This is a genomic window from Aeromicrobium sp. Leaf350 (assembly GCF_916858655.1).
GTDB lineage: Bacteria > Actinomycetota > Actinomycetes > Propionibacteriales > Nocardioidaceae > Aeromicrobium.
In genome coordinates, this window is the sequence record NZ_CAKASL010000002.1 from 333,750 (window position 1) to 354,938 (window position 21,189).

22 protein-coding genes are annotated in these 21,189 nt (G+C 71.1%); 12 read left to right on the forward strand and 10 right to left on the reverse strand.

Going from position 1 to position 21,189, the window contains the following annotated elements:
- Positions 1-289: 289 nt before the first annotated feature.
- The 4 genes from LO931_RS10550 to LO931_RS10565 all read right to left on the reverse strand — a co-directional run bounded on the left by LO931_RS10550 (position 290) and on the right by LO931_RS10565 (position 4,578).
- Positions 290-1,993, reverse strand: a complete 1,704-nt coding sequence (locus LO931_RS10550; RefSeq protein ID WP_229053555.1) for a cytochrome bc complex cytochrome b subunit — start codon at positions 1,991-1,993, stop codon at positions 290-292.
- Positions 1,993-3,066 carry a ubiquinol-cytochrome c reductase iron-sulfur subunit gene (locus tag LO931_RS10555; RefSeq protein WP_229053556.1) on the reverse strand — a complete coding sequence of 358 codons (1,074 nt, stop codon included), beginning with the start codon at positions 3,064-3,066 and terminating at the stop codon, positions 1,993-1,995. Before LO931_RS10555 ends, LO931_RS10550 begins: the two co-directional genes overlap by 1 nt.
- Complete coding sequence (locus LO931_RS10560) at positions 3,063-3,923, reverse strand: cytochrome c (RefSeq protein ID WP_229053557.1); 861 nt, start codon at positions 3,921-3,923, stop codon at positions 3,063-3,065. Before LO931_RS10560 ends, LO931_RS10555 begins: the two co-directional genes overlap by 4 nt.
- Positions 3,924-3,999: 76 nt before the next feature.
- Positions 4,000-4,578, reverse strand: a complete 579-nt coding sequence (locus tag LO931_RS10565; protein WP_229054279.1) for a heme-copper oxidase subunit III — start codon at positions 4,576-4,578, stop codon at positions 4,000-4,002.
- 69 nt (positions 4,579-4,647) lie between these two features.
- Between LO931_RS10565 and LO931_RS10570 the strand changes: the two genes are divergently transcribed.
- Genes LO931_RS10570 through LO931_RS10580 form a run of 3 tightly spaced genes read left to right on the forward strand, consistent with a single transcriptional unit; the run spans position 4,648 to position 6,401 of the window.
- A complete protein-coding gene (locus LO931_RS10570; RefSeq protein ID WP_304523507.1) occupies positions 4,648-5,082 on the forward strand; it encodes a hypothetical protein in 435 nt (144 codons plus the stop codon).
- Positions 5,079-6,116, forward strand: a complete 1,038-nt coding sequence (gene trpD / locus LO931_RS10575) for an anthranilate phosphoribosyltransferase (RefSeq protein ID WP_229053559.1) — start codon at positions 5,079-5,081, stop codon at positions 6,114-6,116. The genes LO931_RS10570 and trpD overlap by 4 nt, the downstream gene beginning before the upstream one ends.
- Positions 6,117-6,125: 9 nt before the next feature.
- Positions 6,126-6,401, forward strand: a complete 276-nt coding sequence (locus LO931_RS10580; protein WP_229053560.1) for an Lrp/AsnC family transcriptional regulator — start codon at positions 6,126-6,128, stop codon at positions 6,399-6,401.
- 10 nt (positions 6,402-6,411) lie between these two features.
- Here LO931_RS10580 and LO931_RS10585 read toward each other — a convergent pair whose 3' ends face one another.
- Positions 6,412-8,073, reverse strand: a complete 1,662-nt coding sequence (locus LO931_RS10585) for a DEDD exonuclease domain-containing protein (protein ID WP_229053561.1) — start codon at positions 8,071-8,073, stop codon at positions 6,412-6,414.
- Between the two features lie 99 nt (positions 8,074-8,172).
- On the opposite strand from LO931_RS10585, the gene LO931_RS10590 reads away from it, so the two are divergent.
- The 3 genes from LO931_RS10590 to LO931_RS10600 all read left to right on the forward strand — a co-directional run bounded on the left by LO931_RS10590 (position 8,173) and on the right by LO931_RS10600 (position 10,813).
- On the forward strand, positions 8,173-8,403 hold the full coding sequence (locus LO931_RS10590; protein WP_229053562.1) for a hypothetical protein: 231 nt from the start codon (positions 8,173-8,175) through the stop codon (positions 8,401-8,403).
- A 153-nt stretch (positions 8,404-8,556) separates the two neighbouring features.
- On the forward strand, positions 8,557-9,552 hold the full coding sequence (locus LO931_RS10595; RefSeq protein ID WP_229053563.1) for a C40 family peptidase: 996 nt from the start codon (positions 8,557-8,559) through the stop codon (positions 9,550-9,552).
- A 16-nt stretch (positions 9,553-9,568) separates the two neighbouring features.
- Positions 9,569-10,813 carry a hypothetical protein gene (locus tag LO931_RS10600; protein ID WP_229053564.1) on the forward strand — a complete coding sequence of 415 codons (1,245 nt, stop codon included), beginning with the start codon at positions 9,569-9,571 and terminating at the stop codon, positions 10,811-10,813.
- Here LO931_RS10600 and LO931_RS10605 read toward each other — a convergent pair.
- Positions 10,780-12,507, reverse strand: a complete 1,728-nt coding sequence (locus tag LO931_RS10605) for a long-chain fatty acid--CoA ligase (RefSeq protein WP_229053565.1) — start codon at positions 12,505-12,507, stop codon at positions 10,780-10,782. The genes LO931_RS10600 and LO931_RS10605 overlap by 34 nt on opposite strands.
- A gap of 87 nt (positions 12,508-12,594) precedes the next feature.
- Here LO931_RS10605 and LO931_RS10610 point away from each other — a divergent pair, with 87 nt between their 5' ends.
- The 4 genes from LO931_RS10610 to LO931_RS10625 are packed head-to-tail and all read left to right on the forward strand — an operon-like array spanning position 12,595 to position 15,268.
- Entirely contained in the window at positions 12,595-13,035 is a 441-nt protein-coding gene (locus tag LO931_RS10610; RefSeq protein WP_229053566.1) for an SRPBCC family protein, read from the forward strand.
- On the forward strand, positions 13,028-13,300 hold the full coding sequence (locus LO931_RS10615) for a hypothetical protein (protein ID WP_229053567.1): 273 nt from the start codon (positions 13,028-13,030) through the stop codon (positions 13,298-13,300). The genes LO931_RS10610 and LO931_RS10615 overlap by 8 nt, the downstream gene beginning before the upstream one ends.
- Positions 13,297-14,235, forward strand: coding sequence for an ROK family protein (locus tag LO931_RS10620; protein WP_229053568.1), 939 nt, complete (start codon positions 13,297-13,299; stop codon positions 14,233-14,235). Before LO931_RS10615 ends, LO931_RS10620 begins: the two co-directional genes overlap by 4 nt.
- Positions 14,228-15,268 (forward strand): ROK family glucokinase, encoded by a 1,041-nt coding sequence (locus LO931_RS10625; protein WP_229053569.1) that lies wholly within the window; start codon positions 14,228-14,230, stop codon positions 15,266-15,268. The genes LO931_RS10620 and LO931_RS10625 overlap by 8 nt, the downstream gene beginning before the upstream one ends.
- Here the strand turns inward: LO931_RS10625 and LO931_RS10630 are convergent.
- On the reverse strand, positions 15,180-15,593 hold the full coding sequence (locus LO931_RS10630; protein ID WP_229053570.1) for a hypothetical protein: 414 nt from the start codon (positions 15,591-15,593) through the stop codon (positions 15,180-15,182). The genes LO931_RS10625 and LO931_RS10630 overlap by 89 nt on opposite strands.
- Positions 15,586-16,386: a carboxylesterase gene (locus LO931_RS10635; RefSeq protein WP_229053571.1), complete on the reverse strand. Its 801-nt coding sequence runs from the start codon at positions 16,384-16,386 to the stop codon at positions 15,586-15,588. Before LO931_RS10635 ends, LO931_RS10630 begins: the two co-directional genes overlap by 8 nt.
- A 68-nt stretch (positions 16,387-16,454) precedes the next feature.
- Here LO931_RS10635 and LO931_RS10640 point away from each other — a divergent pair, with 68 nt between their 5' ends.
- Both LO931_RS10640 and LO931_RS10645 read left to right on the forward strand, forming a co-directional pair.
- Complete coding sequence (locus LO931_RS10640) at positions 16,455-17,189, forward strand: 1-acyl-sn-glycerol-3-phosphate acyltransferase (RefSeq protein ID WP_229053572.1); 735 nt, start codon at positions 16,455-16,457, stop codon at positions 17,187-17,189.
- A gap of 42 nt (positions 17,190-17,231) precedes the next feature.
- A complete protein-coding gene (locus LO931_RS10645; protein ID WP_229053573.1) occupies positions 17,232-18,572 on the forward strand; it encodes a class II 3-deoxy-7-phosphoheptulonate synthase in 1,341 nt (446 codons plus the stop codon).
- A gap of 6 nt (positions 18,573-18,578) precedes the next feature.
- Here LO931_RS10645 and LO931_RS10650 read toward each other — a convergent pair whose 3' ends face one another.
- A complete protein-coding gene (locus LO931_RS10650; protein ID WP_229053574.1) occupies positions 18,579-19,112 on the reverse strand; it encodes a carboxymuconolactone decarboxylase family protein in 534 nt (177 codons plus the stop codon).
- Between the two features lie 26 nt (positions 19,113-19,138).
- Positions 19,139-21,172 carry a Stk1 family PASTA domain-containing Ser/Thr kinase gene (gene pknB, locus LO931_RS10655; RefSeq protein ID WP_229053575.1) on the reverse strand — a complete coding sequence of 678 codons (2,034 nt, stop codon included), beginning with the start codon at positions 21,170-21,172 and terminating at the stop codon, positions 19,139-19,141.
- Positions 21,173-21,189 lie beyond the last annotated feature (17 nt).

The following is a 21,189-nucleotide window of genomic DNA, read 5'->3' on the forward strand; positions in this document are numbered from 1 at the left end:
ACACTCACCGCCCGGCCTCGGCACTGGTCGCTATCTCACCGCCCGGGGCGGTGGTCGGTGGGCGGTTCTGTGCGGGCCGCTGGTCGCCCGCAGGGCCGGGAGCGGTGAGCTAGTCCCCTTTTCCCGGGGGAGCGGTGAGTGAGTCGTCCTTCGCAGGGCCGGATGGGCGACGAGCTCACCGCCCGGGGTCGGGACAGGCGACTAGCTCACCGCCCGGGGGTGGGGTGGGGAACGGCGAAGGCCGGCTCCCCGGTGGGGGAGCCGGCCTTCGACCGTGGTGACGCTGGGGTCAGTGCGACTTGGGAACACCCGCGTCGGAGACGCCACCGAACTCGTCGCCGATCTGGTTCGGGTGACCCTGGAAGTCGCCCAGGTGCTCCTCGGCGTGGTGCACTTCCTCGACCGTGGGCTTGTCGAGCACGCCCTGGTAGTAGAAGTGCCGCAGGCGAGCGCGCAGCTTGTCCTTGCGCCCGGCCGGAGAGGCCACACCGTTCGCGTCGACCGTCTCGGCCGCCTCCAGCTCGGGGAGGCGCTCGCGGGTCGTGAGCGTGTACTGCGTCGCGACCGGCAGCGGGGCGTGACGCTCGCTGTAGCCGCCCGAGGGCGACCGCTCGATGACGCCCGTCTCGAAGCCGTGCAGCACGCTGTCGTGGTCACGGTGCTGCAGACCGATGCAGATCCGACGCGTGATGAGGAACGCGATGACCGGGAAGACGAACAGGCCGATCCGGAAGATCCACGTCAGCGTGTAGATGTCGAGCCCGAACTGGATCGCGATGATGTCGTTGCCGCCCGCGGCCCAGCCGACGCCGTACGCCGTCATGCCGGCCACGCCGAGCGCCGTGCGCGTCGGAGCGTCCCGCGGACGCTCGAGCAGGTGGTGCTCGCGGTTGTCCTGCGTGATCCAGCGCTCGATGAACGGCCACAGCATGAGCGAGGTGAACAGGATGCCCAGACCACCGAGGCCGGGGATCGCGACGTTCCAGCTCCAGGTGCGGTCGAAGAACGTGCTCTCCCAGCCCGGCATCAGACGGACCATGCCCTCGGAGAAGCCCATGTACCAGTCAGGCTGCGAACCGGCCGTGACCTCCGACGGGTTGTACGGGCCGTACGCCCAGACCGGGTTGATCTGGATGATGGCCGCGAACAGCGCCGTGAAGCCGAAGACGACGAAGAAGAAGCCGCCCGCCTTGGCCGCGTAGACCGGGAGCATCGGGTAGCCGACGACGTTGTCGTTGGTGCGTCCGGGCCCAGGCCACTGCGTGTGCTTGTGGTAGACGAGCAGGAGCATGTGCGCCGCGATCAGGCCCAGGATCAGGGCCGGGATCAGCAGGATGTGCGCCATGTAGAGGCGGGGGATGATGAGCTCGCCGGGGAACTCGTCGCCGAACAGGAAGAACTCCACGTAGGAGCCGACCAGCGGGATCGAGCGGATCAGGCCGTCCACGAAGCGGAGGCCCGTGCCCGAGAGCAGGTCGTCGGGGAGCGAGTAGCCCGCGAAGCCCTCGACCATGCCGAGGATCAGCAGGCCCACGCCGATGAGCCAGTTGACCTCGCGCGGCTTGCGGTACGCACCCGTGAAGAACACACGGAGCATGTGCACGATCATCGCCGCGACGAACAGGGCGGCGGCCCAGTGGTGGATCTGCCGCATGAGCAGGCCGCCACGGATGTCGAAGGAGATGTCGAGCGTCGAGGCGTACGCCTGCGACATCTCGATGCCCTTGAGGGGCTCGTAGGAGCCGTTGTAGACCGTCTCACCCATGCTGGGCTGGAACCACAGCGTCAGGAACGTGCCGCTGATGAGCAGCACCACGAAGCTCCACAGCGCGATCTCCCCGAGCATGAACGACCAGTGCTCGGGGAAGATCTTGCGCATGTTCTTGCGTGCCATGCCGGCCACGCCAAGTCGGTCATCGATCCATCCGACAGGTCCGGCGGCCTTCTGGCCGACCTTCGTGTCCTGGATGTCGGTGTAGGTGTCAGTCGCCATCACGCACCGTCCCGGTTGTTCTCTTCGTCGAGCTTCTTCTGGTCACGCGCCAGCTCGGGGTAGCTCGGGGCCACGATGTCGAGGAAGTCGCTCATCGCGATGATGTAGCCCTCGCTGTCCAGGCCCAGCGGGAGCTGGGGGAGCGGACGGTACGCCGGCCCGAAGATGACCTTGCCGTTGTCGGCGAGGTCGAAGGTCGACTGGTGGCACGGGCACAGCAGGTGGTGCGTCTGCTGCTCCCACAGCGAGATCGGACAACCGACGTGCGTGCAGATCTTGGAGTAGCAGAGGATGCCGTCGATGCCCCAGTTCGCCTTCTCGGCGTCGGGGGTGATGTCGTCGGGGCGCATGCGCACGACGATGACGGCGGCCTTCGACTTCGCCGCGAGCAGCTCGTGACCGTGGATCTCGGCCTCCTCCTCGCCCTCGGCGGGGAAGAAGACGGCGGGCTCGGCGTTGACGAGCTGTCCCACCTCGAGGTCGGCCGGACGGATCGGCAGGCCGGAGATGTCGTTGACGACCCGCATGCCCTTCTTCCAGACCGTGTGGGACTGGCCGTGGGGGAGCGGACCCAGGTCGCGCAGCAGCACGACGCCGGGGATGGCGAGCGCGCCGACCGCGCCGAGCAGGGAGTTGCGGATGAGCGGACGGCGTCCGATCTGCGACTCCTTGATGCCGGCGTTGAGGTCCTCGAGCACCGCCAGGCGGTCGTCGTCGGACGACTTCGCCGGGTGACGCATCTCGACCATCTCGTGGTCCTGCATGATCTTCTTGGCCCACTGGATGATGCCGATGCCGATCAGCAGCAGCGCGCCGCCGAACGTGAAGCCCAGGGCGAAGTTCTGCGCCGACCAGCCGAGGAACGTCTGGTCGAAGTCGATCGTGAAGTACGCGACCGCGAAGCCCAGGGCGAGCACCGTGGCGATGCCGAACATGAGCGAGATCTGGCGCTCGGTGCGACGCGCCTGCGACTCGTCGACGTCGGTGACGCGGTAGGTGTGCTCGGGCAGACCCGGGTCGGCGATCGGCTCGGCCGCGGGGAGGTTCGAGGTGTGCTGGTCGAGGTCGGTCACTTCTCGGCCCCCTTCGGCTTCTTGTTCGAACGCGTGCCATGAGCGGAGATCCAGATCGCGAAGCCCACGAGGCCTCCGATGCCGAACAGCCAGACCCAGACGCCGTCGGCCACCGGGCCGATGCCGCCGCCGCCGAAGCCGCCGTAGTTGGGCTGCTCCTGGACGGCCTTGATGTAGGAGATGACGGCGCGCTTGTCCTCGGGCGTGATGACGTCGTCGGAGAAGACCGGCATCTGCTGCGGGCCGGTCTGCATGGCCTCGAAGATGTGCTTCGCGCTGACGTTCTCGAGCGTCGGGGCGTAGCGGCCGTCGGGCAGGGCGCCGCCGGCGCCGACCGAGTTGTGGCAGGCGGTGCAGTTGGTGCGGAAGAACTCGCCGCCGAGGCTGATCTCCTCGGCCGAGGCGCTCTCGTACTCGAGGTACTCGTCCTCGGGGATCGCCGGGCCGGGCGCCAGCGAGGCGATGTACGCCGCGAGCTGGGTGATCTCCTCGTCGGTGTACTCCACGCTCTTGCGGGGCGCCTGCGGAGCGCTCTGCGCCATGGGCATGCGGCCCGTGCCGACCTGGAAGTCGACGGCGGCCGCGCCGACGCCGATCAGGGACGGACCGTAGTTGCCGTCACTCGTCGTCGTGATGCCCTCGGCGTTCTGGCCGTGGCAGCTCGCGCAGCCGATCACGAACAGGTCGCGGCCGGCCTCGATATCGTCGAGCGACGAGGTCTCCGCCGTGGCTCCCTTGGGCGCGAACGCCATGTAGAGCACGGCGGCCACCGCGAGCGCCCCGAGGATCACGAGGACGTTGGCCAGGGGATGCCGCCGCCGGGTCGACAAGGTGCGCACCGGGAACCTCAATTCCATGTCATGACTACTACAGCGTGTCGTGGACCAAGACTAACCCCGCGAGGGCGGGTAGAACGGGTTAGGTGAGCCTTGCTCACTGCAGGAGGTAGATGGAGGCGAAGAGCGCCACCCAGACCACGTCCACGAAGTGCCAGTAGTACGACACGACGATCGCCGAGATGGCCTGTTCGTGCGTGAACTTCCGCGTCACGAACGTGCGTCCGATGACCAGCAGGAAGCACAGCAGACCGGCCACGACGTGGATGCCGTGGAAGCCGGTCGCGAGGTAGAAGAGGCTGCCGTAGGCCGAGGAGTCGAGCGTCAGGCCGTGCTCGACGAGCTCGGCGTACTCGGTGGCCTGGCCGCCGATGAAGATCGAGCCCATGAGGAAGGAGAGGATGAACCACTCGCGCATGCCCCACTGGCCGACGTTGAGGATCGAGCCGCTGCGGCCGGCCTTGCCCCGTGCCGCGGCGAAGACGCCGAACTGGCAGGTGACCGAGGACAGCACCAGGATCGTGGTGTTGGCCGTGGCGAACGGAACGTTGAGCAGCTCGGTCTCCTGCGCCCAGAGCTCGGGAGTCACGTTGCGGACCGTGAAGTACGCGGCGAACAGTGCCGCGAAGAACAGCAGGTCGCTCGCCAGCCAGATGATCGTGCCGACCGTCACCATGGACGGGCGGCCTTCCTGGCCGTGAAGTCGGGACGCGGGGATCGCAGAAGTAGTCGCCACGCGATCATTATGTACGATCCGAACGTGGCTCATGACCGACCCCTGCGTGTCCTCGTGTACAGCGACGACCGCGACGTCCGACACTCCGTGCTGCAGGCGCTCGGACCGCGGCCCCACCCCGATCTGCCAGCCCTGGAATTCGTGGAGGTCGCGACCGAGGCCGTCGTCCTCCAGCACCTCGACGAGAAGCGCGCGTCGCACCAGGTCGACCTCGTGATCCTCGACGGCGAGTCCGTTCCCGTCGGCGGACTCGGCATCGCTCGACAGATCAAGGACGAGATCTTCCACGCCCCGCCCGTCGTCGTCGTGACGGGGCGGCCGGGCGACGCCTGGCTCGCGCACTGGTCGCGGGCCGATGCCGTCGCGAGCCACCCGATCGATCCGCTGACCTTCGCGGAGACGGTCATCGGCGTGCTCCGCACCGTCGTCGCACAGACCTCATGACCTTCACGTGGCCCGACGTGCTGTCCACCTTGACGGCGCGTCGCGACCTCGAGCCCGACGCGGTCCGCTGGGCCATGGGCGAGATCCTGGACGGGCAGGCGTCCGACCCGCAGATCGCCGGCTTCGCGGTGGCGCTGCGCACGAAGGGTGAGACCCGGGCCGAGCTGCAGGCCCTGGCCGACCAGATGCTCGAGTCGGCCGTGCGGCTCACCGTCACCGACCGGGTGCTCGACATCGTGGGCACCGGCGGCGACCTCGCCAACACCGTCAACATCTCCTCGATGTCGGCGGTCGTGGCGGCAGGCTCCGGCGCCGGCGTCGTGAAGCACGGCAACCGCTCGGCGTCGAGCACGAGCGGCTCGGCCGACGTCCTGGAGGCGCTGGGCGTGCGGCTCGACGTGCCGGCCGACCGCATCGTCGACGTCTACGACCGCGCCGGCATCACGTTCTGCTTCGCGCGGGTCTTCCACCCGTCGTTCCGCCACATCGGTCCTGCTCGCTCGGCCCTGGGCATCCCCACGACGTTCAACTTCCTCGGCCCGCTGACCAACCCGGCGTCGCCGTCGGCGATCGCGATCGGCTGCGCGGACGTGAGCATGGCGCCGCTCATGGCGGGCGTGCTCGCGGAGCGCGGCTGCGACGGGCTGGTGTTCCGCGGCGACGACGGCCTCGACGAGCTGACCACCACCACCACCTCGCGCGTGTGGGTGGTGGCAGACGGCGAGGTGGCGGAGGAGACGCTCGACCCGACCGACCTGGGCTTCGCCCTCGCTCCGGCCGGCGCCCTGGCCGGTGGGGACGTCGCCTACAACGCCGACGTGTTCGTGCGCGTGCTCGAGGGCGAGGAGGGTGCCGCTCGCGACGCGGTGCTGCTCAACGCCGGCGCCGGCATCGCCGCGCACGCCGCGGAGCCGGGCACGCTGACCGAGCGGCTGGCCTCCGGCATCGAGCGCGCCCGCGAGTCGATCGACTCCGGCGCGGCCCGTGAGGTGCTGACGAAGTGGGCGGCCGCCACCGCCGAGCTGTCGGCGTAGGCTGCTGACGTGATCACCGCGATCGTCTTCATCCATGCCGACGTCGCTCGCCTGTCGAGCATCGCCGACGCCATCTCGCAGGTCGAGGGCGTCAGCGAGGTCTACTCCGTGACGGGTGACCTCGACCTCGTGGCGATGGTGCGCGTGCGCTCGATCGACGCGGTCGCCACCACCGTGACCGACGGCATCAACACGGTCGACGGCGTCGAGGCGACGCAGACCCAGATCGCCTTCCGCACCGTGAGCCAGCACGACCTCGACGCCGCCTTCAGCATCGGTCTCTGAGGCTCCTGCCTCAGCGCACGTGCCGGCCCGCGCCCGGGAAGGTGGCGTGCCAGCCGCCGCGCACGATGCGCACGCCCGGGGAGACGAGCCACCGGCGCACGACCTCGACCTCCTCGACGGTGCAGGCCGGCACCGGCCCGTCGCCCGGCTCGACGGACTCGGCCGTCGCGAGCAGCTGGTCGAGCCACGGCTCGTACGGGCGTCCGTGGGGGAGCACCCCGGCAGCGGCCAGCCGACCGTGCCGCACGACGTGCATCTCCCAGCCGTCGGCCCGCCGGGCGGCCGCGACGATCTCGGGCTCGCGGGTGACCTCGAGGAGCGTCTGGGTGCGCGTGACGCCGCGCACGAGGGCCGCGAGGCGGTCGCGCACGACCGCGGCGTCCTCGTAGCGCTCCTCGCCTGCGAGTGCGCTCATGCGTTGGCCCAGCCGGGTCACGACGGCCTCGGGGTCGGACTCCAGCGCGGCTCGCAGCCGTTCGACCTCCTCGCCGTAGCGCTCGGGCGTGACCGACTGGTCGCACGGCGAGAGACAGCGGCCCATCGCGGCCAGCACGCAGGGGGAGGAGCGAGGAGCGCGGCCGAGGCGCTGCGTGCACTGGCGGACCTGGAACTCCTCGTGCAGGGCGTCGAGGGCGCTGACGGCGTCAGCCCGACCACGGAAGGGGCCGACGTGGACCGCGTCGGCCGTGACCGTGCCGACGATCGAGAGTCGGGGCCACGGCTCGTTCGTCAGGCGGATCCACGTCGTGCGCTCGGGGAACTTCGAGCGCCGGTTGTAGGGCGGGCGGTGCCGGGCGATCAGCCGCAGCTCACGGACCTGGGCCTCGAGCCGTGTGGCGCAGACGACGGCCTCGACCCGCTCGGCGAGATTGACCATCTCGCCCATGCGCGTGCGGGTCTCGGCCTTCGTGAAGTACGAGCGGACCCGCGTGCGCACGTCTCCGGAGGTGCCGACGTAGAGCACCTCGTCGCGCCGGTCGCGGAACAGGTAGACCCCGGGGGTGTGGGGCAGCTTGTCGGCGAGGTGGCGCTTGCGCCGCTGCTCGACCGTGACGGTCGAGGTGAAGTCGCGGGTCTCCTCGAGCGAGTGCACGCCGAACGAGCCGAGCCGGCCGATCAGGTGGTGGAGGACGTCGACGGTCGCTCGGGCGTCGTCGAGGGCGCGGTGGTTGGGGGTGGTGGTGGCGCCGACGTGGGCGGCCAGGGTGGACAGCTTGACGTTGCGCACCTCGTCCTTCAGCAGCACGCGGCGAGCGAGGACGACGGTGTCGAGCACCTCGAACTTCGGCCACGGGATCTCGAGCTCGCGGGCGGCGTGCTTGAGGAACCCGGTGTCGAAGCGGGCGTTGTGGGCCACGAGCACCGTGCCGTGCGCGAACTCCAGGAAGCTCGGCAGCACCTCGGCGATGCGGGGCGCGCTGATGACCATGGCGTCGGTGATGCCGGTCAGCACCGTGATGAAGGCGGGGATCGACTCGTCGGGGTTGACCAGCGTCTGGAACTCGCCGAGGACCTCGCCTCCGCGCACCTTGACCGCGCCGACCTCCGTGATCTTCGACCCTCCGGCGGGCGAACCGCCCGTGGTCTCGAGGTCCACGACGCAGAACGTGATGTCCGAGAGCAGCCGTCCGAGGTCGTCGATCGCGCCCTGATGCCATCGCGCGTCCTTCATGGAGCGTCACGGTAGGCGCCGGCTCGGACAGTTCCGTGCGTCCTGGTCACGGCCCGTCGCCAGGCGAAACTGTCCGAGGGGCGACCTAGCGTCGCCGACATGAACACAGAACCCCACGAGCCCGTCGGCATCGACTGCGACCGGTGCGTCGTGCGCAGTCCGGCCGCCTGCGGCGACTGCGTCGTCACGGTGCTGCTGGGCGGACCGCCCGTCGGCATCGAGATCGCGGCGGACGAGCAGGCAGCGCTCGACGCCCTCGCGGCGGGCGGTCTCGTGCCGCCGCTGCGTCTCGTCGTCGGCATCCCCGAGCGCCGCACCGATTCCGCCTGAAGTTTGAAGACCCCACCGTCGGGCGCGTAAGGTGACTCCTTGTGCGTCCGGAGAACGCCGATCCCCCCGATCGGCGTCGGACGCACCATCGTGCTGGACGGGCGTGGGGAAGACGCCCGAGGCGGCACGGTGTCCGATCGTCTGGAGAAGTGCGTGGCCTCCACTCACCACCCTGCCCGAAACACCCCTCGTCGCCTCCTCGTGGCCCTGACGGCCATCGTGCTCGGTGCCGGCCTCGTCGGCGGAACGGCCCAGGCCGAGCCTGATCGCGCCGACGCCGTCGCGCAGGTCGAGCAGGCGTTCAACACCGCCGCCGCCGTCAACGAAGAGGTCAACCAGCTCACGAGCGACATCCAGGCCGCCGAGGCCTCGATCGCCGCGCTGGACACCGAGATCGCCACGATCCAGTCGACCTACGACGAGCAGCGCGCCGCCCTCGGTGCCGTGATCGTGCAGCAGCAGATCGACACCCCGCTCGGCGCCACCGCCAGCCTCCTCGGCAGCGACGATCCCGAGACGTTCCTGGAGGGCCTCAGCGCCGTCCAGGCCTTCAACTCCACGCAGGTCGAGGCGCTGGAGTCCTTCTCTGCCACCTCCGCGGACCTGCAGAGCCGGCAGTCCCAGCTCCAGCAGCTCAAGGCGCAGCTCGACGCCGACAAGGCCGACGCCGACGCCAAGCAGGCCGAGGTCCAGAACGCCTACGACGCCGCGCAGTCGCAGCTCGCCGCCCTCGACGAGGCGCAGCGGGCCCAGTTCGACACGGCCAACAACGCCTCGATCCCCGCCAACCCGGCCGCCGCGCCGAGCGGGTTCTCCGGCTCGGCCATCGACTTCGCCCTCTCGCGCATCGGCACCCCGTACCGCTATGGCGGCAACGGCCCCGACTCCTACGACTGCTCCGGCCTGACCAAGGCGTCGTTCGCGGCCGCCGGCGTCTCGCTGCCGCGCACCGCTCGCACCCAGTACGGCGCCTCGCAGCAGATCTCGATGAGCGACATCCAGCCGGGCGACCTCGTCTTCTACGGCGACATGTCGCACGTCGCCATCTACCTCGGCAACGGCCAGGTCGTCGAGGCACCCAGCTCGGGCAGCTCGGTGCGTGTCGCGTCGCTGCGCAGCAACTTCACCAAGGCGGGCCGGGTCGGCTGACCCGCTTCGCTCGCCCGTGAGCACCACGCCGCGTCGCCTCACGCCGACGGTCGTCGCGGCCGCGGTGCTGGTCGCCCTGGTCGCGGTGCTCCTGGTCTGGCAGCAACCGTGGTCGTCGGACGACGCTGCCGCCGGCGGCGACGAGTCCGACCTCGACACGAGCCTGCGATCGCAGCTCGTGTCGCTGGCCGACGCGGTCGACCCGTCGACCTGGGCCGAGGGGTTCGGACCGGGAGGCAGTGACCTCGCGGCGACGACCTGGCAGGCCCGCCAGTCGCTCGGGGTCGACGGCGTCGACGTGGCCCTCGTCAGCCTGGCCGACGCCGCCGACCGCAGCGACGGCAGCAGGTCGGCCGTCGTCCGCGTCCGATGGACGGTCGCACCCGGCGCGGTCCTGGGCGCGTCCGACGAGGTCACCGCGACGCTCGGCCTCAGGGTCCGGCCGTCCGCAGGAGCCGAGACGGTCGACCTGCTGGGCTTCGAGCCTCGAGCGGACGGTGCCGGCACCGACCCCCTTCCGTTGTGGCTCAGCGGGAGCCTGACGCTGCAGACGGCCGGCAGCGTGACGCTCGTGACCGTCGACGGCGTCGACGGTGCGGGCATCCCCGAGGCGCCCGCACTCGTGGAGGTCGCGCAGGCGCAGGTCGCGCGTCTGACGGGGCAGGCCGGTCCTGCCGTCGTGGTCGTGCCGCCGACGGCAGACCTGGCAGCGGCCGTGCTCGGCCGCACGGTCGACGCGCTGGGACCGGTGGCCGGGGTGGCGATCGACCTGCCGGGGGGCGACGTGCCCGTCGTGGTGCTCAACCCCGGCGAGTTCGACCGCATGGACGCCCGGGGTCGTCAGCTCGTCGTCACCCACGAGCTGACCCACGCGATGACCGGCGCGGTCGGGTCCACGGCAGAGCCCTGGATCGTCGAGGGGTTCGCCGACTGGGTGGCGCTGCGCGAGGACACGACGCCTCTGAGCATCGCCGCCGGGGCGCTCCTGCAGCAGGTGGCGGGCGCGGGTGCACCGGGCGCGCTGCCCGCGGCAGCCGACCTCGCCGGCCCCACGTCGGGCGCGGCCTACCAGGGTGCCTGGCTGGCGGTCGACGTCCTCGGGCGCGAGCACGGAGGCGACGCCACCGTGCTGCAGGTCTACGACGCCGTCATCGCCGGCACGCCGCTCGAGCAGGCGCTCGCAGCGGCTGACACCTCGCTCGCCGAGCTCACGACCGAGTGGCAGGACTACCTGACGTACAGCGCCTCGACCGTGTCGTGAAAGTCGCGCAGCACCGCGGTGCGCTTGACCTTGAACGACGGGGTCAGGTAGCCGTTCTCCTCGGTCCAGTCCTCGTCGAGGATGACGAACTTGCGGATCGACTCGGCCTGCGAGACCAGGGTGTTGGCGTCGTCGACCGCCTCCTGCACCTTGGCCTTGAGCTCGGGCGCGTCCAGGTCGCCCTCCCAGCCCTCGGGATCGATCGTCACGAGCGCCGCGATGAACGGCTTGCCGTCGCCCACCACGAGGCACTGGCTCACGACGGGGTGTGAGCGCACGCGGTCCTCGAGCACGGCCGGGGCGACGTTCTTGCCGCCGGCGGTCACGATGATCTCCTTCTTGCGACCCGTGATGCGCACGAAGCCGTCGGCGTCGACGTCACCGAGGTCGCCCGTGGCGAACCAGCCGTCGGCGTCGAGCGCCTGGGCCGTCGCCTCGTCGTTGTTCCAGTAGCGGGTGAACACCTGCGGGCCACGGAAGTGGAGCTCGCCGTCCTCGGCGACGCGGACCTCGGTGCGGGGGAAGGGCTGGCCGACCGACCCCACGCGGTGCGCGTCGGGCGTGTTGACGGTGAGGGCCGCCGTGGTCTCGGTGAGCCCGTAGCCCTCGAGCACGGAGACCCCGATGCCGCGGTAGAAGTGGGCGAGCCGCTCGCCCAGCGGCGCGCCGCCGGAGATGGCCCACTCGGCGCGGCCGCCGAGCGCGGCCCTGAGCTTGGCGTACACGAGCCGGTCGAACAGGGCGTGCTGGCCGCGCAGGGCCAGGGACGCCTTGCGGCCGTCGGACTCCGCACGACTGACCGCGATCGCGACCGAGACGGCCTTGTCGAAGATCTTGCCCTTGCCGTCGGCCCACGCGCGGGTGCTGGCGGTGTTGAAGACCTTCTCGAACACGCGCGGCACGGCGAGCACGAAGGTGGGCCGGTACTCGCCGAGGTGCGTCGTGAGGTCGGTGATGTCGGCCGTGTGGGCCAGGACCGCACCGGACCGGATGCAGCCGATCTGGATGATCCGCGCGAACACGTGGGCGAGCGGGAGGAACAGCAGGGTCGAGGCGCCCTCGACGCTGAACAGCTGCGGGAGCCGCTCCAGCGCGCCGGCCAGCTCGGCCCGGAAGTTGCCGTGGGTCAGCACGCAGCCCTTGGGGCGACCCGTGGTGCCCGAGGTGTAGATGAGGGTGGCGGGCGTCTCCGGCGTGAGCGTGGAGCGACGCGCCTCGAGCTCGGCGTCGCTGATGTCGTGCCCGGCCGCGGTCAGGGCCGCGACGGCATCGGACTCGAGCGACCAGACCGAGCGGAGGTCCGGGGCCTCGGGGCTCGCGGCGTTGACGCGCTCGACGTGGGCCGACGACTCCGCGACGCACGCGACCGCTCCGGAGTCGCCGAGGATCCAGGCGATCTGCGCCGTGGACGAGCTCTCGTAGATCGGCACCGTCACGCCACCGGACCACCAGATCGCGTAGTCGAGCAGCGTCCACTCGTACCTGGTCTTGGACAGGATGGCGACGCGGTCGCCGGGCTGGACGCCGCTGGCGACCAGACCCTTGGCCACGGCCGTGACCTCACGGTGGAACGTCCCGATCGAGACCTCGCTCCAGCCGTTCGCCGTGCGGCGGGACAGAGCGGGGGAGTCGGGCTCCCCGAGGCGGTCGATGACGTCGAGTGTCAGGTTGCCGAGAAAGGGATCGGAGCTCACTCCGGCAGGCTACTCGGAGTGCGCGCCCCCGTTGCTCGAGCCCGCCGATAGAGTGACCACCCAGGACCACGAGTCAGGAGTTTCACGATGGCGCGCACCTCGGGTGACATCGTCGTCGCCGCACCCGCGGCCGACGTCATGGCCGTCATCGCCGACTTCGCGGCGTACCCCGACTGGGCCACCGGCGTGCGATCGAGCGCGGTGCTCACGACCGACGCCGACGGCCGCCCCGGCACCGTCCGCTTCGCGCTGGACGCGACGCCGATCCGCGACGAGTACACGCTCGGGTACACGTGGGACGGCGACGCGAGCGTCTCGTGGGAGATCGTCGAGGCCGGAGAGGTCCTGACCTCGATGGACGGCACGTACGTGCTCGAGCCCGCTGACGGCGGCACCAAGGTCACCTACCAGCTGCGGGTCGACGTCTCGATCCCGCTGCTGGGCATGCTGAAGCGCAAGGCCGAGAAGGTCGTGATCGACTCCGCCCTGAAGGGGCTCAAGCAGCACGTCGAGGCCGCCGGTGCCTGACTCCGAGGAGCCGGTCGGAAGCCTCGCCGAGGAAGCGGCGCGCCTGTTCGCTGCGGTCGTGACCGGCGGCGAGCCCGCCTCCGATGCCGCCAGCGCGTCGAGCCATGCGTGCCCGCACGGGTGGTGCCCGTTCTGCCAGGCGGCGGACTACCTGCAGGAGCACCCGGAGGTCGTGGCGCAGGTGCTGGTGGCGGGCGCCGAGCTGCTGAAGGTCGTGCGCGACGCGGTCGAGAAGGCCACCGGCAGCCGGGAGGAGCAACCATGAGCGAGCAGGGCGGACTGCGCATCGGGGTCGACGTCGGGGGCACGAAGATCGCCGCCGGCATCGTCGACGGCGACGGAGTGATCCACCGCTCGGCCCGGCGCTCCACCCCGGACGCGCCCGACATCCCCGCCGCGATCGCCGAGCTCGTGGCCGAGGTGGCCGACGGTGAGACGGTCGCGGGCGTGGGCATCGGTGCGGCTGGATTCATCTCGGCCGACCGGCTCACGGTGCTGACGGCCCCCAACATCGACTGGAACGACGCCACGCTGGGCCAGGACGTCGCGCGCCTGCTCGACGTCCCCGTCGTGGTCGAGAACGACGCCAACGCCGCTGCGTGGGGCGAGTACCGCTTCGGTGCCGGCCGCGGCACCCACCACATGCTCGCCGTCACGGTGGGCACGGGTGTCGGTGGCGGGCTCGTCGTGGGCGGCCAGCTCGTGCGCGGCGCCCATGGCATCGCCGCCGAGGTCGGGCACGTCCGCTTCGAGCGGAACGGCCTGCTGTGCGGCTGCGGACTTCACGGCTGCCTGGAGCAGTACGCCAGTGGCACGGCCCTGGTGCGACGCGCCCAGGGGCGGCTCACGTCCGCCGACGGCGGACCCGTGTCCGGCCCGGAGATCACCCGCCTGGTCATCGCCGGCGACCCCGAGGCGTGCGACCTGCTCGCGGAGTTCGGCCGCGACCTCGGCGAGGGCATCGCGACGCTCGTGGCGGTGCTCGATCCCGAGGTCGTCGTGATCGGCGGCGGGGTGGCCGAGGCCGGGGACCTGCTGCTCGATCCGGTGCGCGAGGGCCTCGCGGCCTCGATCACGGGTGGCACGGACCGGCCCGGCCCACGGGTCGTGGCGGCCGAGCTCGGCAACGAGGCGGGCCTGGTCGGCGCCTCCGACCTCGCGGGGATCCCCGTCGGTCGCCCGAGCGACGTCCATGCCTGATCGGCTCGCCGTCGGCATCGACATCGGCGGCACCAAGATCGCGGCCGGGGTCGTCGACGAGGACGGCCGCATCCTGGCCCGTCGACGTCGTTCGACCCCGTCGACCGATGCCGAGCTGGTGCTCACGGCGATCGCCGAGCTCACCGAGGAGCTCCGGGCGGAGTACCCGGTCAAGGCCGTCGGCATCGGTGCGGCCGGCTTCATCGACGTCTCGCAGTCCACCGTCATGTTCTCGCCGCACCTCGCCTGGCGCAACGAGCCGCTGCGTGACCGCGTGGCCCGCCGCACCCGACTGCCCGTCCTGGTCGACAACGACGCCAACACGAGCGCCTGGGCGGAGTGGCGCTTCGGCGCCGCCCAGAACGTGCCGGACGTCGTGACGGTCACGCTGGGCACGGGCATCGGAGGGGCGATCGTGATCGACGGGCACCCGTACCGCGGGGCCCAGGGGATGGCCGGCGAGTTCGGTCATCAGCAGGTCGTGCCCGACGGGCTGCCGTGCGAGTGCGGCAACCGGGGCTGCTGGGAGCAGTACGCCTCCGGCCGCGTGCTCACGCGCCGCGCCGCCGCCGAGGTGGCCGCCGGTACCCCTGCGGGGGCTCGCCTGCTCGAGCTGGCCCGCCTCGACGACCCCGCCTCCACCGAGGTCGACGGCACCCACGTCACCCGCCTCGCCGCCGCCGGCGACCAGACGGCCCTGGAGTGGATCGCCGAGGTCGGACGGTGGTTGGGCGTCGGACTCGCGAACCTCTCGGCCTCGATCGACCCGGGCCTGTTCGTGATCGGCGGTGGCTTGAGCGACGCCGACGAGATGCTGCTCGGTCCGGCGCGCGCGGCGCACGCCGATCAGCTCGTCGGACGCGGCTTCCGGTCGGAGGCCCGCATCGTGCGCGCCCACCTGGGGCCCGACGCCGGACTCGTGGGTGCGGCCGACATGGCCAGGGTCAGAGCACGGCGCCGTCGTCCGGCGAATCCGGCCGGCCGCGCGCGGGTAGCCGCGAGAACAGGTAGGTCGCCCCGGCGACGGCGATGAAGCCGGCCCCGAGCACCACGCCGCGCGGCAGGAAGACGCCGATCATGGTGCAGACCACCAGCAGCGCCGGCACGCCGACCGCCGCGACCCACGCGAGGGTCGTGGGCCAGGCCATCTTCGGCAGGTGCAGCGGCTCGACGTCGCGGTAGAACTGCTCGTCCGGCAGGTCGTCGAACTCGACCTCGAGCTCGGGCGGTACCTCGGCCCGTCTCGGCTCGGGAGGGCGGACGGGCTCGGCCGGTGTCAGGTCGTCGGGCAGCTCGAGCTCGAGCCCCTCGACGATCTCGTCGAAGCGCGTGCGCATGCGGTCGGCGTCGTCAGGCACCGGACCCTCCCGTGGGCGCGCCCGTGACGTGCTGCTGCACGAAGGCGTCGGTGCGCTCGAAGATCAACGGCGCGTCGTGGTCGAGCGTCGCGACGTGGAAGCTGTCGTGCAGGGTGACGTCCTCGACGACGCTCGACGAGATGCCGGCCAGCACGAGCTCGCGGCTCAGGGGATCGACGACGTGGTCGTCGGTGGAGCGGAAGAACAGCAGTGGAGCGGTGATCGACCCGAGCCCGTCGCGGACGTCCTTCCAGAGCTGCGTCATCGACGCCAGCGCCTTCAGGGGGGTGCGGTCGTAGCCGTACTCGTCGGCACCCGACTTCTTGATGTCGTTGCCGATGCCCGGCATCGAGGGCAGCACGTGCTGCAGCAGCGGCACGAGCTTGATGTCCTTGCGGAGCGACGCGACGGCCGGGTTCACGACGACGACGGCGTCGACCTTGTCGGCGTGCTGCTCGGCCAGCCGCAGGGCCAGGCAGCCGCCCATCGACAGGCCGCCGACCACGACGTGGTCGCAGCGCTCGCGGAGGTCGAGCAGGTCGCGCTCGACGGTGGCGTACCAGTCCTCCCACCGCGTGCGGTTCATGTCCTGCCACGTCGTGCCGTGGCCGGGCAGGCGCGGGACGCGCACGGAGTGGCCCTGCTCGACGAGGTGCTCGCCCCACGGACGCATGGAGACAGGGGAGCCGGTGAAGCCGTGACTGAGCAGGAATCCGACCGACCCGCCGTCGTGCACGAGCGGGTACGCCTCGGATCGCACCGCGGTGCTGGATGCTGCTGATCGGCTCGCCATGACGCCATCGTATGTCGCGGACGTCACGTCGGAGTAGAGTCGGCGCGGACCCGCCGAAGGAGGCCGCGTTGTTCTACTGGTTCCTCAAGTTTCTTGCCCTGGGACCGTTGCTGCGCGTCGTGTTCCGACCGTGGGCCGACGGACTGGAGAACGTGCCGAAGGACGGCGGCGTGATCCTGGCCTGCAACCACCTGTCCTACAGCGACTGGCTCTTCATGCCGCTCGTGCTGTCGCGCCGTGTCACGTTCGTCGCGAAGGCCGAGTACTTCGAGGGGCCGGGCGTGAAGGGCTGGCTGCAGAAGACGTTCTTCTCCGGCTCCGGCCAGGTCCCGATCGACCGCACGAGCGGCTCCGCCGCCGCCGGCGCGATCAAGACCCAGCTGCGCCTGCTCGACGAGGGCCAGATGTGCGGCATCTTCCCCGAGGGCACCCGGTCGCACGACGGCCGGCTGTACCGGGGCCGCACGGGTGTTGCCCGCATCGCGCTGGAGTCCGGCGTGCCGGTCGTCCCCGTCGCGGTGATCGGCACCGACGTCGTGGCGCCGCCCGGCAAGGTCTTCGGCAAGCGCATCCGTCCCGGCGTGCGCTTCGGTCAGCCCCTCGACTTCAGCCGCTACGAGGGCATGGAGGGCGACCGCTACATCCTGCGCGCCATCACCGACGAGATCATGTACGAGATCATGCGGCTCTCCGACCAGGAGTACGTCGACCTGTACGCGCAGGACGCGAAGAAGCTCGCCAGCAAGGCCAAGGAGGACGCCGAGGCCGCCGAGGTGCACGAGGAGCTGGGCAGCGGGCGCTGAGCCGCGGCGTCGGCCGGTTCGCCCGGCGGATATCCTGGGCGCGTGAGCATCCCCACCCTGGCTGACCTGCACGCGATCGGCGCGGCGCAGCAGCCCACGTACCCGGACCCGGTCGCGCGTGACGCGGCCGTCGACACCCTGCGTCGCATGCCGCCGCTGGTGTTCGCCGGCGAGTGCGACGCCCTGCGCGACCGCCTTGCCCAGGTGTCACGGGGCGAGGCGTTCCTGCTCCAGGGTGGCGACTGCGCCGAGACCTTCGAGGGCGTCACCGCCGACAACGTCCGCAACAAGCTGCGGGTCCTGCTGTCGATGGCCGTCGTCCTGACGTACGCGGCCAGCGTGCCGGTGGTCAAGGTCGGCCGCCTGGCCGGCCAGTACGCCAAGCCGCGCTCCTCCGACTCCGAGACCCGCGACGGCGTCACGCTGCCCGCGTACCGCGGCGACGCGGTCAACGGCTTCGACTTCGACCCGGCGAGTCGCGCGCACGACCCGCAGCGCCTCGTCGACGTCTACAACGCGTCCTCGGCCACCCTGAACCTCGCGCGTGCCTTCACGAAGGGCGGCTACGCCGACCTGCGGCAGATGCACTCGTGGAACAACGACTTCGTCCGCAGCAGCCCCCTGGGCCAGCGGTACGAGTCGATGGGCCGCGAGATCGACAAGGCGCTGTCGTTCATGGACGCGATCGGCGTCGATCCCGCCCAGCTGCACACGGTCGACTTCTACTCCTCGCACGAGGCCCTGCTGCTCGAGTACGAGCACGCCCTCACGCGCATCGACTCGCGCACCGAGCAGCCGTACGACGTGTCGGCCCACTTCCTGTGGATCGGTGAGCGCACGCGGCAGCTCGACGGCGCCCACGTGGAGCTGCTGAGCCGCATCGCCAACCCGGTCGGCGTGAAGCTCGGTCCGACGACGTCGGCCGACGACGCGATCGCGCTGGCCGAGAAGCTCAACCCCGACCGCATCCCGGGCAAGCTGACCTTCATCACCCGCTTCGGCGCGGGCAAGATCCGCGACGGCCTCCCGGGCATCGTCGAGAAGGTCACCGCTGCCGGCATCGAGGCCGCGTGGGTCTGCGACCCGATGCACGGCAACACGTTCGCCACCGACAACGGCTACAAGACGCGCGAGTTCGACGACGTGATCGACGAGGTCCGGGGCTTCTTCGAGGTGCACCGCTCGCTCGGCACGTGGCCCGGCGGCGTGCACGTCGAGCTGACCGGCGACGACGTCACCGAGTGCATCGGCGGCGGCAACCGGCTGTCGGCCGCCGACCTGTCGACGCGCTACGAGACCCTCTGCGACCCGCGCCTCAACCGCGCGCAGTCGCTCGAGCTCGCGTTCTTGGTCGCCCAGATGTTGGGCGAGGCGACCGACTGACGCTCGTCAGGCCTCGGGCTGGACGCGGAGGGTCATGAGGGTCGTGGCGAGCGAGTCGTACTGACCGCAGAGCAGGCAGAACTCGATCGCGGTCGCCTCGTCGAGGTGGTCGCGGAGCGTGGCCCACGCGGCGTCGTCGATGTCGCGCGTCGTGACGAACTGGTGCGCGGCCTCGAGGAGTGCGCGCTCGCGGTCGGTCCACCCGGTCCAGTCGCGGTCGCCGGCGCGGTCGACCTGCTCACGGGTCAGGCCGACCCGGCGGCCGATGCGGCGGTGGTGGTTCAGCTCGTAGGCGCACTCGCGGGTGGAGGCGACGTGCAGGATCACGAGCTCGGTCTCTCGACGGGGGAGCTTGCCGCCGGGCATGAGCCGACCGGAGTACCAGAGCCACGCGCGGAAGAGGCCGCGCTGGCGACCGAGGGTCGTGAAGATGTTCGGCCGGGGCCCACCCACGACCTTGCCGGCGATCGTGCTGATGCCGTGGTTCACGAGCCCGAGCTCGCGCAGTCCACCGGGTGCGATCCGCGGGGTCTCGTCCATGGACAAATCCTAGACGATCGTCCAGGTCAGACGCCGAAGAAGCTGACCGTCGTGCCCTTCTTCTGCTGCGAGCCGCCGCTGGGCGTCTGGCCGATCACCGTGTAGTTGCGGTTGTTGCCGAAGGAGGCGGCATCGGGAACGAATCCGGCGGCCTCGAGGGTCCTGATCGCCTCGTCCTTCTTCATGCCGACCACATTCGGAACCGCGAAGAGCTCCGGGCCCTTCGAGACGACGATCGTGACCGGGTCGCCGCGCAGGGCCTGGCCGCCGTTGGGGTTCTGGCTGATGACGATGCCGGCAGCGACGGTCTCGCTGAACTGCTCCTGCACCTGGGGGACGAACCCGTCGGAGGTGAGCCCGGACGTTGCGGCGTCCTTGCTCTGACCGGTGTAGTCGTTCACGTCGAGCGGTTCACGACCGAGGCTGACGATGACGTCGATGGCGGTGTCGCGCTTGACCTGGTCGCCCACGGCGACGCCCTGGACGCCGATGATCTGGCCGGCTGGGACCTCCTGGTCGTACGACTCCGCGACGTCACCGAGCTCGAGCTTGGTGTCGGCCAGGATCGTCTCGGCGGCCTCCGGCGTCTGACCGCGCAGGTCCGGCACGACGTAGCGCTCGGGGCCCTTGGAGATCACGGCGTCGATCGTGTCGCCGGGCAGGATGCGGTCGCCGGGGCCGGGACTCGTGGAGATCACGGTGCCGAGCGGCACGGTCTCGGAGAAGTCGCGCGAGTCGACCGAGAACGAGTACCCGGCCTCCTCGGCCTCCGCCTTGGCCTGCTGCTCGGACATGTTGACCAGGCTCGGCGCCGGGTCGTAGCGACCGATGCCGAAGTACCAGCCGCCGAGGCCCGCCAGGAGGGTCAGCAGGAGGGCCAGGACCAGCAGGACCCGGCCGCGCTTGGAGTGCTGGCGGTCGTTGCCGGGCGGCTGGGGAGCGGCCGTGCGGGGCTCGGGACGACGCGGCGGCGACGGCGCTCCGCGGCTGGGGTCCTGGCCGGGAGGCGCCGGGGGGCGAGCGGTCGCGCCGCCCAGCACCATCGTCGACGTGCCGACGCCTGCGGACCCGGCGACCAGCTCGGTGTCGACGCCCTCACCGGCGCCGGAGGCCGGCCCGACGGGAGCGGTGTCCTCGTCGCCGTCGACCGACGGCGGGGGGACCAGGGAGGGGCGCAGGTCTGCAGCGAGCTCGGGGTCGTCCTCGACGCCTTCGCGCAGCGCGTGCTGCACCTGGCGCAGCTGCTGCAGCAGCACCCGAGCGTCGGCCGAGCGGCGGTCGCGGTCGCGGCTCGTGGCGCGGGCCACGAGGGCGTCGACGTAGTCGGGGAGTCCGGGTCGGGCGTCCGACGGGGGACCGATGTCCTCGTGGACGTGCTTGTACGCGACCTGGATGGGGGTGTCGGCGTGGTGCGGCTTGACCCCCGTGAGCATCTCGTAGGTCATGGCGCCGACCGCGTAGACGTCGGACCGGGCGTCCGTGCCGGCGTTCACGACCACCTCGGGCGCGAGGTACGAGACGGTGCCGATCAGGGTCTTGCCCGTCGCCGTCGTGGATGCGCTGACCGCGCGGGCGAGGCCGAAGTCGGCGACCTTCACGTTGCCATCGGGCGTGATGAGCACGTTCTCGGGCTTGATGTCGCGGTGAACGATGCCGGCGTCGTGCGCCGCGACGAGAGCGATGAGGACCTGCTCGACCAGGTCGAGGGCCCGCAAGGTCGGCATGGGGGACTCGTGCCGCATGACGTCGCGCAGGGTGCGGCCGGGCACGAGCTCCATCACGAGGTACGTGATCGGTCCGTCGCTGCCCTGGTCGAAGACCGCCACGACGTTGCGGTGGTTGAGTCGCGCCGCCGACTTGGCCTCGCGCTGGAACCGCTCGGTGAACTGCTCCGGATCGCCGAGACCCTGGTGCATGATCTTGACGGCGACCTCGCGGTCCAGGCGGGTGTCCTGGGCGCGGAAGACGCTGGCCATGCCGCCGCGCGCGATGAACTCGACGATGCGGTACCGGCCGTGGACGAGCTGGCCGATCATCGCGTCGTCACCCACGACTGCCATGCCGCCACCTCCTTGCC

What these genes read in the sequence shown, in the direction of transcription:
- LO931_RS10550 (WP_229053555.1), bottom strand. Translation starts at nt 1,993, where the DNA reads ATGGCGACTGACACCTACACCGACATCCAGGACACGAAGGTCGGCCAG.
- LO931_RS10560 (WP_229053557.1), bottom strand. Translation starts at nt 3,923, where the DNA reads ATGGAATTGAGGTTCCCGGTGCGCACCTTGTCGACCCGGCGGCGGCAT.
- LO931_RS10565 (WP_229054279.1), bottom strand. Translation starts at nt 4,578, where the DNA reads ATGGTGACGGTCGGCACGATCATCTGGCTGGCGAGCGACCTGCTGTTC.
- LO931_RS10570 (WP_304523507.1), top strand. Translation starts at nt 4,648, where the DNA reads ATGTACGATCCGAACGTGGCTCATGACCGACCCCTGCGTGTCCTCGTG.
- trpD (WP_229053559.1), top strand. Translation starts at nt 5,079, where the DNA reads ATGACCTTCACGTGGCCCGACGTGCTGTCCACCTTGACGGCGCGTCGC.
- LO931_RS10585 (WP_229053561.1), bottom strand. Translation starts at nt 8,073, where the DNA reads ATGAAGGACGCGCGATGGCATCAGGGCGCGATCGACGACCTCGGACGG.
- LO931_RS10590 (WP_229053562.1), top strand. Translation starts at nt 8,173, where the DNA reads ATGAACACAGAACCCCACGAGCCCGTCGGCATCGACTGCGACCGGTGC.
- LO931_RS10610 (WP_229053566.1), top strand. Translation starts at nt 12,595, where the DNA reads ATGGCGCGCACCTCGGGTGACATCGTCGTCGCCGCACCCGCGGCCGAC.
- LO931_RS10620 (WP_229053568.1), top strand. Translation starts at nt 13,297, where the DNA reads ATGAGCGAGCAGGGCGGACTGCGCATCGGGGTCGACGTCGGGGGCACG.
- LO931_RS10625 (WP_229053569.1), top strand. Translation starts at nt 14,228, where the DNA reads ATGCCTGATCGGCTCGCCGTCGGCATCGACATCGGCGGCACCAAGATC.
- LO931_RS10635 (WP_229053571.1), bottom strand. Translation starts at nt 16,386, where the DNA reads ATGGCGAGCCGATCAGCAGCATCCAGCACCGCGGTGCGATCCGAGGCG.
- LO931_RS10650 (WP_229053574.1), bottom strand. Translation starts at nt 19,112, where the DNA reads ATGGACGAGACCCCGCGGATCGCACCCGGTGGACTGCGCGAGCTCGGG.
- pknB (WP_229053575.1), bottom strand. Translation starts at nt 21,172, where the DNA reads ATGGCAGTCGTGGGTGACGACGCGATGATCGGCCAGCTCGTCCACGGC.